General features: G+C 29.6%; 13 protein-coding genes. 3 read left to right on the top strand and 10 right to left on the bottom strand.

Translation table 11 applies throughout. The annotated features are described in order from the left end of the window. Nucleotides 1-96 precede the first annotated feature (96 nt). Genes nadC through nadA form a run of 3 tightly spaced genes read right to left on the bottom strand, consistent with a single transcriptional unit; the run spans nt 97 to nt 3142 of the window. The gene (gene nadC, locus KGF36_RS01615) at nt 97-933 is read right to left on the bottom strand and encodes a carboxylating nicotinate-nucleotide diphosphorylase (RefSeq protein WP_227829272.1); all 837 of its coding nucleotides are present in this window, start codon (nt 931-933) and stop codon (nt 97-99) included. Then, a complete protein-coding gene (locus KGF36_RS01610; protein ID WP_227829273.1) occupies nt 914-2215 on the bottom strand; it encodes an L-aspartate oxidase in 1302 nt (433 codons plus the stop codon). Before KGF36_RS01610 ends, nadC begins: the two co-directional genes overlap by 20 nt. Nucleotides 2216-2227: 12 nt before the next feature. Next, entirely contained in the window at nt 2228-3142 is a 915-nt protein-coding gene (gene nadA / locus KGF36_RS01605) for a quinolinate synthase NadA (RefSeq protein WP_227829274.1), read from the bottom strand. A gap of 420 nt (nt 3143-3562) precedes the next feature. Between nadA and KGF36_RS01600 the strand changes: the two genes are divergently transcribed. From KGF36_RS01600 to KGF36_RS01590, 3 genes are all read left to right on the top strand, one after another. Beyond that, complete coding sequence (locus tag KGF36_RS01600) at nt 3563-5020, top strand: carbon starvation protein A (RefSeq protein ID WP_227829275.1); 1458 nt, start codon at nt 3563-3565, stop codon at nt 5018-5020. A gap of 224 nt (nt 5021-5244) precedes the next feature. Then, a complete protein-coding gene (locus KGF36_RS01595) occupies nt 5245-5673 on the top strand; it encodes a hypothetical protein (protein ID WP_227829276.1) in 429 nt (142 codons plus the stop codon). Between the two features lie 61 nt (nt 5674-5734). Further along, the gene (locus tag KGF36_RS01590) at nt 5735-6043 is read left to right on the top strand and encodes a DUF1540 domain-containing protein (protein WP_021385244.1); all 309 of its coding nucleotides are present in this window, start codon (nt 5735-5737) and stop codon (nt 6041-6043) included. A gap of 141 nt (nt 6044-6184) precedes the next feature. Here KGF36_RS01590 and KGF36_RS01585 read toward each other — a convergent pair whose 3' ends face one another. The 7 genes from KGF36_RS01585 to KGF36_RS01555 form a co-directional block, all read right to left on the bottom strand. Next, nucleotides 6185-7207 (bottom strand): AI-2E family transporter, encoded by a 1023-nt coding sequence (locus KGF36_RS01585; RefSeq protein ID WP_227829277.1) that lies wholly within the window; start codon nt 7205-7207, stop codon nt 6185-6187. 170 nt (nt 7208-7377) lie between these two features. After that, nucleotides 7378-7884: an NUDIX hydrolase gene (locus KGF36_RS01580; RefSeq protein ID WP_227829278.1), complete on the bottom strand. Its 507-nt coding sequence runs from the start codon at nt 7882-7884 to the stop codon at nt 7378-7380. 60 nt (nt 7885-7944) lie between these two features. Next, on the bottom strand, nt 7945-8646 hold the full coding sequence (locus KGF36_RS01575; protein ID WP_227829279.1) for a YczE/YyaS/YitT family protein: 702 nt from the start codon (nt 8644-8646) through the stop codon (nt 7945-7947). Nucleotides 8647-8863: 217 nt separating this feature from the next. Beyond that, nucleotides 8864-9934, bottom strand: a complete 1071-nt coding sequence (gene buk, locus KGF36_RS01570; RefSeq protein ID WP_227829280.1) for a butyrate kinase — start codon at nt 9932-9934, stop codon at nt 8864-8866. Between the two features lie 53 nt (nt 9935-9987). Continuing rightward, nucleotides 9988-10563, bottom strand: a complete 576-nt coding sequence (locus KGF36_RS01565; RefSeq protein ID WP_227829281.1) for an indolepyruvate oxidoreductase subunit beta — start codon at nt 10561-10563, stop codon at nt 9988-9990. A gap of 1 nt (nt 10564) precedes the next feature. Beyond that, on the bottom strand, nt 10565-12352 hold the full coding sequence (iorA, locus tag KGF36_RS01560) for an indolepyruvate ferredoxin oxidoreductase subunit alpha (RefSeq protein WP_227829282.1): 1788 nt from the start codon (nt 12350-12352) through the stop codon (nt 10565-10567). A gap of 60 nt (nt 12353-12412) precedes the next feature. After that, entirely contained in the window at nt 12413-13672 is a 1260-nt protein-coding gene (locus tag KGF36_RS01555; RefSeq protein WP_227829283.1) for a pyridoxal phosphate-dependent aminotransferase, read from the bottom strand. Nucleotides 13673-13804: the final 132 nt, after the last annotated feature.

The raw sequence follows: 13804 nt of genomic DNA, 5'->3' as shown, positions 1-13804 counted from the left end.
AATAAAAAATAGATTACTTAAATTTATCTAACTTATTTAAGTAATCTATTTTAATTATTTATCATATTATTAAATTAAATCTATTTTAATACTTTTTTATATATTTCTTAAGTTTTTCATACTTATATCAAGAGCTTTTACTGAGTGTGTAAGCGCTCCCACAGAGACAACATCAACACCAATTTTTCCTATAGATTCTATTGTATCTAAATTTACATTTCCAGAAAACTCTACAACTGCTCTCCCATCTATCATTTCTACAGCCTTTTTTGCTGTCTCCAAATTCATATTATCTAACATTATTATATCTGCTTTAGCCTCTATAGCTTCTTTTACCATCTCTAGAGTTTCCACTTCTACCTCTATTTTTCTGACAAAAGAAGTGTTTTTTCTAGCTAATTCAACTGCATTTTTAACACTACCTGCAGCTCCAATATGATTATCTTTGAGTAATATTCCATCAGATAAATTAAATCTATGATTGCATCCTCCACCTACTTTTACAGAATATTTATCTAAAATTCTAAGATTAGGTATTGTTTTTCTACTATCCAATAGTTTAGTATTTGTACCTTCAAGTTTTTCCACATACATGCTTGTAGTAGTAGCTATTCCGCTCATTCTTTGTAAATAATTTAAAGCTACACGTTCTCCCACAAGTAAGTTTCTAGTATTTCCAGTTAATACAGCTATCTTTTCACCATTATTTACCCTATCGCCATCATTTTTATACAACTCTATCTCTACATCTCCAAGTATTTCAAAAACCCTTTTAAACACACCTAAACCTGCTATTATACCATCTTGTTTACAAATTAAATCTACAGTAGACTTAGAATTTTCATCTACAATAGAATTAGTTGTTATATCCTCACTTGGAACATCTTCTATTAAAGCATCTTGTATCATTTTATCAATAATCAAATAATTCATCACCAAAATCCTCACTTGTTCTTTCTATTTCTTTTATAACTAATATTTTATTCTCTTCCTTTACTTTTTCCACATCCACATCTATATTTGGTACATCTATAAACTTCACTTCTATACTACCTATAACTGAGTTTATATTTTTAGCTGCTCTTTTTGAAAATACAAGACCTTCAAGTAGTGAATTGCTTGCTAGTCGATTAGCTCCATGAACACCTGTACAACTAATTTCACCTACTGCATATAGGTTCTCCATAGATGTTTTTGAATCTAAATCAACATGTATTCCCCCCATAAAATAATGTTGTGCAGGAGATACCTTTATGTATTCTTTGGTTATATCTGTTCCTCTATTTAAACATTCATTGTATATAAAAGAAAATCTATTGATTAAATATTCACTATCTAAGTGTGTTGCATCTAAGTATACATAAGGTAAATCATCTTTTTCCATTTGTTCAAAAATAGCTTTTGAAACTACATCTCTTGGAAGAAGTTCATCTACAAATCTTTCTTTGTTTTTGTTTAAAAGTTTAGCTCCTTCTCCTCTTAAAGATTCAGATATAAGCATCCTTCTGCCTTCACTATTTTCTTCATAGAAAGCTGTTGGGTGTATTTGAATATATTCTAAATTTTCTATTTTAATATTATTTCTTAATGCTATGGCAATTCCATCACCTGTAAGGTGTCTTTGATTAGTAGAATTTTTAAAAAGTCCACCAATTCCACCTGTAGCTAAAACTACTACCTTTGAAAAGATATGAATTTCTTTTTGAGACTTAAAAATTCTAGCTCCTACACACTTATTACCATCTTTTAATATATCTAAAAGATAAGCATCTTCTATAAGAGTTATATTTTCTCTAGTTTTAGCTTCTTTTAATAGAGTCTTAAAAACAACCTCTCCTGTATTATCTTTGCTATGAACTATTCTATTTACGCTATGAGCTCCCTCTCTTGTATAATCTATCTCTCCATTTTCTTTGTCTAAAGGCATACCATAGTCTACTATTTGACCTACATTTTCTATAGATTCATCTGCAAGAACTTTGACTGCTTCGACCCTATTTTTATACTGACCAGCCTTCATTGTATCTTCTACAAAAGACTCTATATCATCAATATTTCTAGCAGTCGAAATTCCACCTTGTGCAAGATATGTATTATTGTTTTCAATTGTAGATTTTGATACTACTAACACATTTAAATTTTTATCCAAATTTAATGCACAATATAATCCCGAAACACCACTTCCAATTATTAAAACATCCTGTTCTAAATTCATAAGTCTATCCCTCTATCCTTCTGCTAATCTGTGCATATTAAGCAGTGAACTTAAAGCTTTTTCCATAATTTCATCTTCTACAATAACTTCGTTTTCCATATTTTTAAGAGTACTATACAAATTCTCTAATGTCGTTTTTTTCATATCTGTACATAGTATTCTTCCACCTGGAATATAAAAATTTTTATTAGGATTGTTTTTCTTTAATTCATGTAAGATACCCTCTTCAGTTGCTATTATAAAATCTGTATTTTTGCTGTTAGTAGCATATTTTATTATTCCTGATGTACTCCCTACATAATCTCCTAAGTCTCTTATTTCTTTTTTACATTCTGGATGTACCAATACTTCTGCATCTTTATACTTTTCTTTCAATTCAATTATTTCTTCAATTTTTATATTGTTGTGATATTTACAATATCCATCCCAAAATATAAATTCTTTATTAGGGAATTTTTCTGCAATATATCCTCCTAGGTTCTTGTCTGGAAGGAATATAATTTCTTTATTATCTATGTTTTCTAATATTTTAATTGCACTAGATGATGTAACTGAAACATCACAATGTGCTTTAACTTTAGCTGTAGAGTTTATATAACATACAACCAAAGCATTTGGATACTGTTGTTTTAGTTTTATCACGCCTTCTTCATCTACCATATCTGCCATAGCACATCCAGCGTTACTTACTGGCATCAATACAGTTTTTTCAGGTGATAATATCTTAGCACTTTCTCCCATAAATCTCACACCACAAAATACAACCACTTCTTCTTTACAATCTCTAGCAATTTCACTTAAGTAATACGAATCTCCAACTGCATCTGCTAATTCTTGTATTTCTGGTGGTTGATAAAAATGAGCAAGTATTATTGCATTTTTTTCTTTCTTTAGCTCTTTGATTTGATATGTTAAATCTTTATCCATAATTGCACCGCTTTCTATATGTACTAGTGTATATACACCTGTAAATTCATTATATCACTTGACTATTTTTTCTTCAAGAATTTTAGACCTCTTAATATTGTTAAGATATAGACACTTACACTATCAATTGATTTATCATTTTTTCATAGCTATTTAAATTATTTTTTTGTATTTTTTAATTTTTTGTAGAATATTATCAGAATATTTTTTATATTCTTTCTTGTTATAATATTGAAATTTTTTCCAAATACATGTATACTAAGTGCATGATTATGTATATGTATTTATTTCTGAAATTATATTAGTTTTAATACTTTATAGAATTTGTAAGCACTTTAAGTATAAAATCTTATAAAAACTTACACATTCAGACAATATGTATACAGAATCCAAAAAAAAATTTATAAATGGGGTGATGTTATGACAACATTCTTAATTGGTTTGGCTATTTTACTAATAGGAGGTGCTTTATACGGCGCTTATTGTGAAAAAGTATTTGGCCCAGATGACAGAAAAACACCTGCACTTGCTCAAAGTGATGGAGTAGACTATGTTCCAATGAAAAAATGGAAAAATAGTCTTATTGAGTTGCTTAATATAGCTGGTACAGGACCGATTTTAGGACCTATACAAGGTATTTTATTTGGTCCAATTGCATTTATACTAATTCCTATTGGTTGTGTATTGGGGGGAGCTTTACATGACTATATGAGTGGAATGATTAGTATAAGAGAAAAAGGAGCACAGATGCCTTCTCTTATCAGCAGATTTTTAGGTAATAAGGTCTTTCAAGTTTATAATATCTTCCTTTGCTTATTAATGCTTTTAGTTGGTGCAGTTTTTATTTATACACCTGGAGATTTGGTAGTTACTCAAATTTTAAATATGAAATCAACTATCAATAATCCAGTCGTTTGGATAGTTTATGGAATCATCTTTGTATATTATTTATGTGCAACACTATTTCCAATTGATAAAATAATAGGAAAAATATATCCAATATTTGGAGCCATTCTACTTTTATCTGCTGCTGGCGTTGGAATTGGAATATTTACACAAGGTTATGACTTAGCTAATTTAAGCCTAGCAAACTGGAAGGGCATCCATCCTAATGGAATTCCTCTTATCCCTACATTCTTTGTTACAGTTGCTTGTGGTATTGTTTCTGGATTCCACTCAACTCAAGCTACTCTTATAGCAAGATCAGTTTCAAGTGAAAAAGAAGGTAAGAGCACTTTTTATAATATGATGATTTTAGAAGGTTTAATTGCAATGATTTGGGCTGCAGCTGCTATGGGTATTTACAATAAAGGAATACCTAGTGAATTAATAGGTTCTCCTGATGTAATAGGTTTAGTTGCTAGAGACTTACTTGGTTCTGTTGGCGGTATTATAGCTATAATAGGTGTTATTGTTTTACCAATAACTTCTGGAGATACAGCTTTAAGATCTTTAAGATTAATGCTTGCAGATTACTTCCATTATGACCAAAAAGAAAAGAAGCATCGTGTTATATTATCAATCTGTATATTTATTCCTGTTATAGCCATCCTTATATTTGCAAAACTTAGCGCTTCTGGATTTAATATATTATGGAGATATTTTTCTTGGAGTAACCAAACTATTGCTATATTCGCATTTGCTATGATTACAGTTTATCTTATAATCAAAGAAAAAAATTATATCATAAGCTTAATCCCAGGTATGTTTTATTCTTTTGTAATTTCTAGTTATATATTCAATGCTCAAATTGGATTCAACCTAAGTATAAACATATCATATATTTTAGCTACCATTTTTACTGTTTTATATGCGGTTTTAACTGTATACTATGGTAGAAAACTAAAAAACAAAACGGATACAAATCTAGCTAGCTAAATATAAATATTATTAGATTTTTATTAAAACTTTTAATTTTAAATAACTCAATAAAAAGAGGCTGTCTCAAAATAGAGATTAGCCTCTTTTTTATTAGACACATTAATAAATAAACAGATACCTTTTATTGGAATATTTATCCTATATATCTAATATAAATAAATAAAAGATTTAAAATAATCTACTTGTTTATATACTCAAAATAATTTTTTGGAGGAATACTTATGAATAATAAATTACATGAACTAGAAAAAAATTTACCAGAAACATCTTGTTCTTTTTGTACACACCTTTCATTGAAGGGGCCTAGCCTAGATTACAGATATGATATTAAATGTGTTATTTCAGATACCAAACCTGATTTTAGAGGATGCTGTGAATATTTTGAACCAGAATATACAGACTTAAATACAGGAGACTTAGACAATCTATACATAAACTTTCTTGAAACATGCCTTAAGGTAAACTATAATGATTATATTAATTCTATGTATTGGAAGTTGTTTAGAGAAAGAGCTTTACTAGAAAATAACTTTAAATGTTCTATATGTGGTTCAACTGAAAATATTGATGTGTATCATGTTAATAAAAATTTAGGAAGAGAAACTTCTGAAGATGTAATTGTTAAATGTAAGAAATGTAATTGTAAATAAGTGTATAAAATTTAAATAACTTCACATAATAAGTTTAAATAAAAAACTTAGGAGGTTATTTATGAAAAATAATAATTTAAATTGTGACGCTACTAACTGTGCTTATAATACTAGTGGATATTGTTATGCTGGTAGCATAAAAGTAGATGGAATGCAAGCAACTACTACAGGAAATACTTATTGTGCTTCTTTTGAAGACAAATATACATCTGGTATAACTAGTCGTTCTAATGACACTAACCAAGTTGATACAGATAATATTCACTGTGAGGCTGTAAAATGTAAATACAACAAAAATGAACTTTGCAAAGCTGAAAAAGTTCATATAAACTCAGGAAATGCAAGCTGTGAAACTTTTGAAATGAAATAATTTCATTGATACTTAACTATATAGTGTTTATAAAAAATAAAATGGAACCTATAAAACAGACACCTTTTAAAAGATATCTATTATAGGTTCTTTTTTACAATTAAATCACTATGTATTAGTAAATTAACATCATATAAGTTATCATCTTGAGGTAAACTTCACACCAAATATATCCATAAGGAACATAAATATTGGAACTCCAATTAATAATCCCCATACACCTAAATAATGCTCTCCCACAAGTAAAATAATGAAAACAAAGCAAACTGGAAGTTTTGTTCTATTTGACATCAACTTAGGATTTAATATATATGTTTCCACTGCATGCACTATACAAATCATAGCCAAAACACCAAATACTTTTGCTACCCCTCCTATATTAAGTGCTATTACTGTTAATGGAATTAGAGACACTATAACTCCAGCTACTGGAATAAGACCCAAAACAAAAATCATAAGCCCTAAAGCCCATATTTGAGGAAAACCCATAAATCCTAAAAAAATCATAGAAACAATAGAATTTATAAATGCAATCATTACTTGTACTTTCATTACATCACCAAAATTTTTTACAAAACTTTTTACAAAAAATACAAGAGAATTATAGATGAAAGATATCTTACTTTCTGCAAGTTTATTTCCAAATTTTTTAATATCATTTTTTTCAAGTAAAAGCAGTAAACTCAGTAAAAAAGCTAGTAATATATTTACCCCAAAACTTCCAACTTTGGTTGCTGCCGATGCTATTAACAACCCTGCCTGTGAAATATACTTATTAAAATCCAACTTTGAAACAATAGGATAAATCTTTGGCCCTAAAGACTGAGCAAATTGATTTACATCAAAATTACTTAAAATCCTGCTTAACTCTGTAAGTTGAACTATAATTATTGGCACAACTGCATAACTAATCAATACTAATAATATAGCAAATAATGAATATAACACTATAATTATCAATGAATCAGGAATATAGAAAGAAAATAATTTCCTAATTCTTTTTCTTATGGAAACCAATAAATTATAAAAAACAAAAGTCATTATAAATGTTAAAAGCACCATATTTAACATATACCAAAATGTAATTAAAATAATCACTACCACAGATATAGAAACAATCTTATATTTTGAACTATCAGATGTCAATTCTTTGTTATTCTCCACATCATAATCCTCCCCAAATTTTTACTACTTAACAATCAAACTTATTACTCTAATTCTAAAATCTAATTAGGATAACATTAAAAATAATGTATTAATTCTCCCTAATAAAACATTAAATTTTAGAGAAGATAATTTTAGATAATACATACTTATATCTAATTCTTCCTACATTATATATTTAAATCACCATTATCTATATCAGATAGTAAGTCATATATCTCTGGATATTCAAAAAATAAGCCTTCTTTTAACAATTGTCTTATTTCACCTGTACTTACCCATTTTATATCACTTACTTCTTCTTTTTGCAAAATTGCATTTGATACATCATACTCTTTTTTAACTAAATATACATCCCAAAGAGTATCTCCATGAATCATACTTCTAAAAATCTTTATCTCATCTTTAGATATATCAATTCCTATTTCTTCCTTAGCCTCACGAATTGCACCATCTAAACTTTCTTCTCCAGAAACAATACATCCAGTTGTCATTCCCCATATATTTGGCAATGTCTTTTTGTTTTTAGACCTTTTCTGGATTAAAATCTGAGAATTACTATTTACAATCCACACTTCAACTGCTAAATGATAATATCCTTCTTCAATAGAATTATCTCGCTCTATAACATTTCCTGTTTTACTTCCATCATCATTATACAAATCCCATAATTCCACTTTCAAATCTCCTTACTTTCATTATAAATTTAAATAAAATATAAATATATTTTAGTATAATTAATTTTGTTCATTTTTTATTACAATGCTTGATTTGCACTCATGTGTATCACTTTTCTTTTCTTTCCACTCTTTTATGTCGTCTATAATGAATCTATGTTTAAGAGATTTTGTATCAAACTTAAATATCCTAAACACTATTTGTAATACATATCCTAACCCTAAAGCACTTACAAGTGTCCCAATTCCTACAGAACCTCCTAATAGCCAACCAGCCACAAGTGCTAATATTTCAAGAATTGTTCTAACAAGACGTACAGACCTATTAGTTTTTTTCTGAAGGGCAATCATAAGACCATCTCTTGGACCACTTCCAAGACAAACACCTAAATATAGAAAGCTTGCTATAGCAGCTAATATAATTCCTATAACAACCATAAATACTCCTATATACGTATTACTTGCATGAGGTATCACTCCTGAAAATATTACTAAATCAATAAAAATTCCTATAAAAGTCATATTTAACAAGGTCCCCCATCCTATATTTTCGCCAAAAACTGCATCCAATATAACGATTATAACACCTACTATTATGGATGCCTGACCTATAGTTATACCTAATTTTATAGATAAACCTTGGTGGAGTACATCCCAAGGCATCAGACCAACATGTGCATTAATCATAAGCACCGAAGAAATTGCAAATATAAAAAAACCCGAAAACAACCTTATCATACTTTTTAAATTAATTTTTCCCATTAAAAATCACTCCCCATAATAATAATAACAATAAATACCAATAAAATATATATATAAGTACAAAATTTTACAGAATTTTTCATTATTTTAATATATAATTTCAACTATAAAAAAAGTGGCAATCCATATTTTACACATCCCCACCTATATTCTAAGCTTTAGTGTAAAAAACAGATATACCACTTTTCTAGTATTTAAACATTTTTAGTTACTTTAATTAATTTTCACTATAAATTCTAGCTTCTTCTTCTCCATTTAGCACTCTAAGAGTTCCAAAAGCAAGTGATTCTAACTCATTTTCTCCTGCCATAATTTCTACTGGTGCTATAAATTCAACTCTCTTTTTAACCATTGAAGTAAACATTTCAGAATATGCAATTCCACCTGTTATAATTATAGCATCAACTTTTCCATCTACTACAGTTGCTAGTTCCCCAATCCCTTTTGCTAATTGGTATGCCATTGCTTCATAAATAATTTTGGCTTCTTCATTTCCTTCTGCTATCATCTTTTCAACTTCTCTAGCATCTACAGTATTTAAATATGAAACTATACCACCTTTACCTCTTATCTTTTTAGTCATTTCTCTTTCTGAGCATTGACCTGAATAACAAGCAGCTACTAATTTTGTAGCAGGAACTCTTCCTGATCTTTCTGGTGAAAATGGTCCTTCATCATCAGATAACATATCAACCATTCTTCCTTTTTCATGAAGATAAATACTTACTCCTCCACCAATATGAGCTACTATTAAGTTTAAACTCTTGTAATCTTTACCTCTATCTTTAGCATATTTTAAAGCCATTGCTCTAGTATTTAGTGCATGCCCTGCGCTTGCTCTATCCATTCCACAAAGCCCAGATACTCTTGCTATATCTATAAGTTCATCTACTGCAACAGAATCATAGATATATGAGTTTATTCCAAGTGGTTCTGATATTGCATGTGCAACAACTGCTCCTAAATTTGAAGCATGCTCAAGTACTGGTCTATGTTTAAGTACATCAATCATTTCTTCATTTACTAAATATGCTCCTGATTTTACTGGTGGTAAAACTCCACCTCTTCCAACTATTGCACTAAGAGATTTTAAATCTATATTATTTTCTTCAAGAATACTTAAAACTGCCTCTTTACGCATTTCAAATTGGTCTTGAATTGTATTATATTTTGCAATCTCCTCAGCTGGATGGTCTATCGTCTTCACAAAAATTTGTTCTTCTCCATCATATACTCCTATTTTTGTAGAAGTAGAACCTGGATTTATGGCTAATATTCTATAAGTCATACTTTTCTTCCTTTCACATTAATTTCTATAGTTTATCCTATATATATTATAAACTATTTGCCAATCATTTCCATACCTTCATGGAAAGCTTTTATATTTAACTCGACAAATTTTGGTTTAACATTTTCACTTATAATTTTTTCCCAGTCAATAGATTCTAGTTCCATAGATTTAACTAGACATCCTAATAAAATAACATTCATTATCTTTGCATTTCCTAACTCTTCAGCTTTATCTGCTGCATTTATCACTTTTGTATTTAATCTATTTAATTCCGCATCTATATCTTTTTCTTGATATTCAGCTCCTCCGATTAAAACAGTCATAGAATCTATTCTATGATTATTTACTAAAGCTTTTCCTTCTGGTTTTAGATAATTAAACCATCTTAAAGCTTCCATCTTTTCAAAAGATACTAAGATATCTGCTCCTCCAATTTCTATAACTGGAGAATGAACACAATCTCCATATCTAACTTGTGAAGAAACTGAACCTCCTCTTTGGCTCATACCATGTATCTCACTCATTTTTACATCATATCCAGCTTCCATCAATCCCATAGTTAATAATTTACTAGCAAGTATAGTTCCTTGACCTCCTACACCTACCAAAAGTATACTCTTAGTCATATTATTTTTCCTCCTTAACTATTGCTTGTTTTGGACAAACTTGTGAACATACTCCACATCCTACACACTGATTTCTATCTATATTTGATAATTTATTTTCTTTATCAAATGATAGTGCTGGACATCCAGTTTTTAAGCATAATTTACATCCTATACACTTATCATGGTCAACCTTACACTTAGTTTTAAATGGATTATCAAACTCTTCTATATCTTCTTTAGAGAATTTCTTAAGTACACATGGCCATCTTGTGATTATTACAGATGGTTCATCTTCTATAGCCAAAGCCCAATCTAAAGCTTCATTTACTTCTTTTAGATTATTAGGGTCTATAACTCTTACATGTTCTATTCCACAAGCTTTAACTAATCCTTCTATGTCAACATCTTTAGTTTTATCACCTTGTAAAGTATATCCTGAACCTGGATTTTCTTGATGTCCTGTCATTCCAGTTATTCTATTGTCTAATATTACTGATATAGAGTTCCCTCTATTGTAAACTACATCTAAAAGACCATTTATTCCTGTATGGAAGAAAGTTGAATCTCCAAGTACACCTACTAATCTCTTTTCATTTCCTTCTTTCATATTAAGAACTTTTTGAGCACCATGTGCAGTTCCAAAAGCAGAACCCATACACACAACATAATCTATTCCATTATATGGAGGAGCAAATCCAAGAGTATAACATCCTATATCTCCACCAACTATTAAATTTTTTCTCTTTCCAAGTTCATAGAAGAATCCTCTATGTGGACATCCTGCACAGAAACTTGGTGGTCTTGGTGTTACTAATTCAGCTTTATATTCTATAGTATCATTTGTTTTTCCAAATATAGCTTTTCTTAAAACATCTGGTGTCATTTCTCCATATGGAGGTATTACATCTTTTCCAATACAATCTATCCCATATGCTTTTATTTGTTCTTCTATAAATGGGTCGTTTTCTTCTATTACATATATTTTATCTACTTTGTCTGCAAATTCTTTTATTTTTTCATAAGGTAATGGATTTGTAAATCCTAACTTCATATATGATGCATTTTTTTCAAATACTTCTTTAGCAAAATTACAACACATACCTGAAGCTATAACACCTATTTTTGTATCATTTATTTCATAGTAGTTTAAGTCAGTTTCATTTGAGAATTTTTTAAGAATTTCCATTCTCTCTTCAACAACGCCTCTTCTTATTTGAGCATTTGCTGGAACAGTAACCATTTTTTTGGCATTTTTCACATACTCTTTAATTTCAACTTCTTCTCTATCATAGCACTCTACTAAACCTTTTGAGTGACAGAGTCTTGTTGTAACTCTATATAAAACTGGTGTATCGTATTTTTCACTTACTTCAAAAGCTTCTTTTATCATATCTTTAGCTTCTTGGCTAGTTGATGGTTCAAATAAAGGTATCTTTGCAAACTTTGCATACATTCTATTGTCTTGTTCATTTTGAGATGAATGCATTCCCGGTTCATCTGCAGTAATAAGTACCATACCACCATTTACGCCTGTATATGCATAAGTAAATATTGGATCCGCTGCAACATTTACACCAACATGTTTCATAGAAGCCATAGTTCTTGCTCCTGCAATTGAACCCCCTATAGCAGCCTCAAGTGCTACCTTTTCGTTTGGAGCCCATTCTGCAACTATTGCATCTTTATATGTTGCTAAATTTTCTAGTATTTCTGTACTTGGAGTACCTGGATATGCAGATGCATATTTAACACCAGCCTCATATGCTCCACGTGCAATTGCCTCATTACCTGTCATCAATTGTTTCATATAAAATTCCCTCCATCTACAATTATTAAATTCATAGTCCACCCAATTTGTTCAATGAAATTAATTATTTATTTTTACTTCTAAACTTTCAAGTGCTTCTTTTATAACACTTGGTGCTTTCTTACATTTTTCTTCTGAAACTGCACAAACTGCAAATCTTAATCCCATTTTCAATGGAATTGCAAATACATTGTGTTTAGTTAACTCTTCACATACTTCTCTTGGATTATCACATGGTATACTTACAAAGAAACCTGCTATATATGGAAGAATTTCTAATCCTACTATTTCAGCTTCTTTTACAAATACATCTGCTCTTCTAGTCAGCATTCTTTTGTATACTTCTTTTTCATCCTCATATTCTTTGAATTTTTTAGGGTCATTCACAATATTAGATAGAACTGCCATAGCACTTCTATTACAATTCGACCAGTTTGCTCTACATGAATGAACACATGAATAATGGAACTCTTCAGCTACATCTTCACTTGAAGATATACAAATTATAGCTCCCATTCTCATTCCATAAGCTGTAAATCCTTTTGACATACTAAAACCAACTAATACAAGAACGTTTTCAGGCAAGTTAGAAAATTTCTTAAAGAATTTTCTACATACATCATCATCGCCTGCAAAGTCAATATATGCTGAATCTACGAAAAATATTATCTTTTTATCTTTATCTTTTGCAACTTCTTTTGATAAGTCTAATATTTTATCCCACTCATCATCTGCAACACTATATCCTGTTGGATTGTGAGCTGGTGTATTTATAATTGTAAAAACTCTTCCTTGTTTTTCTGCTATATTCACAAAATTTTCTTTGAATGAATCAAAATTAAACTTTCTATTTTCATCAAACAATTGGTAGTTTACTACTTTTCTATTAGCTTCTTCAGCTATACTAACATATGGACTCCAAAACCAATCAGATGTTAAAACTTCGTCACCTTCATTTGTATAATTCCATACAGCTAGTTTTATTGCACCACTTCCTCCCGGTGAAGCTAATACTCTTATATGTCCTTCTGGTAAGTAATCTCTGAAAAATACTTTTTTAACTGCTTCTAAGTAGTCTGGCTGACCTTCAAGAGCTGCATATGCACCTATGTCACAGTTATCTAATGCTTTATATTCATCATATACAGTTTTCATTGTTATTAATTTTCCTGAGTCATCCATTAGAGCGCCTATTGTTGCATTTATTACATTATCCATACCTAAAGCTTTTTCTGCTGCTTGAGCTCTTCCAGATAAGCTAAATATAACATCATTTTCTTTTGGCCACACTGCATGCTTACCAACCATACTTTGACTCATACCATCACCCCTAAAATTGTATTTACTCTCACATTTATATTAAGCAATTAACATGCCAACAAATTTAACTTTATGTAAAACTACTTTTGTTTAGAATTCTGATTTTTTTCACTACTAAAATTAAGTATTTAA

The organism is Clostridioides sp. ZZV14-6009 (assembly GCF_020658095.1).
Taxonomy (GTDB): domain Bacteria; phylum Bacillota; class Clostridia; order Peptostreptococcales; family Peptostreptococcaceae; genus Clostridioides.
The sequence above is the reverse complement of the archived record's forward strand: the minus strand, read 5'-3'. Positions and strand labels throughout refer to the sequence as shown.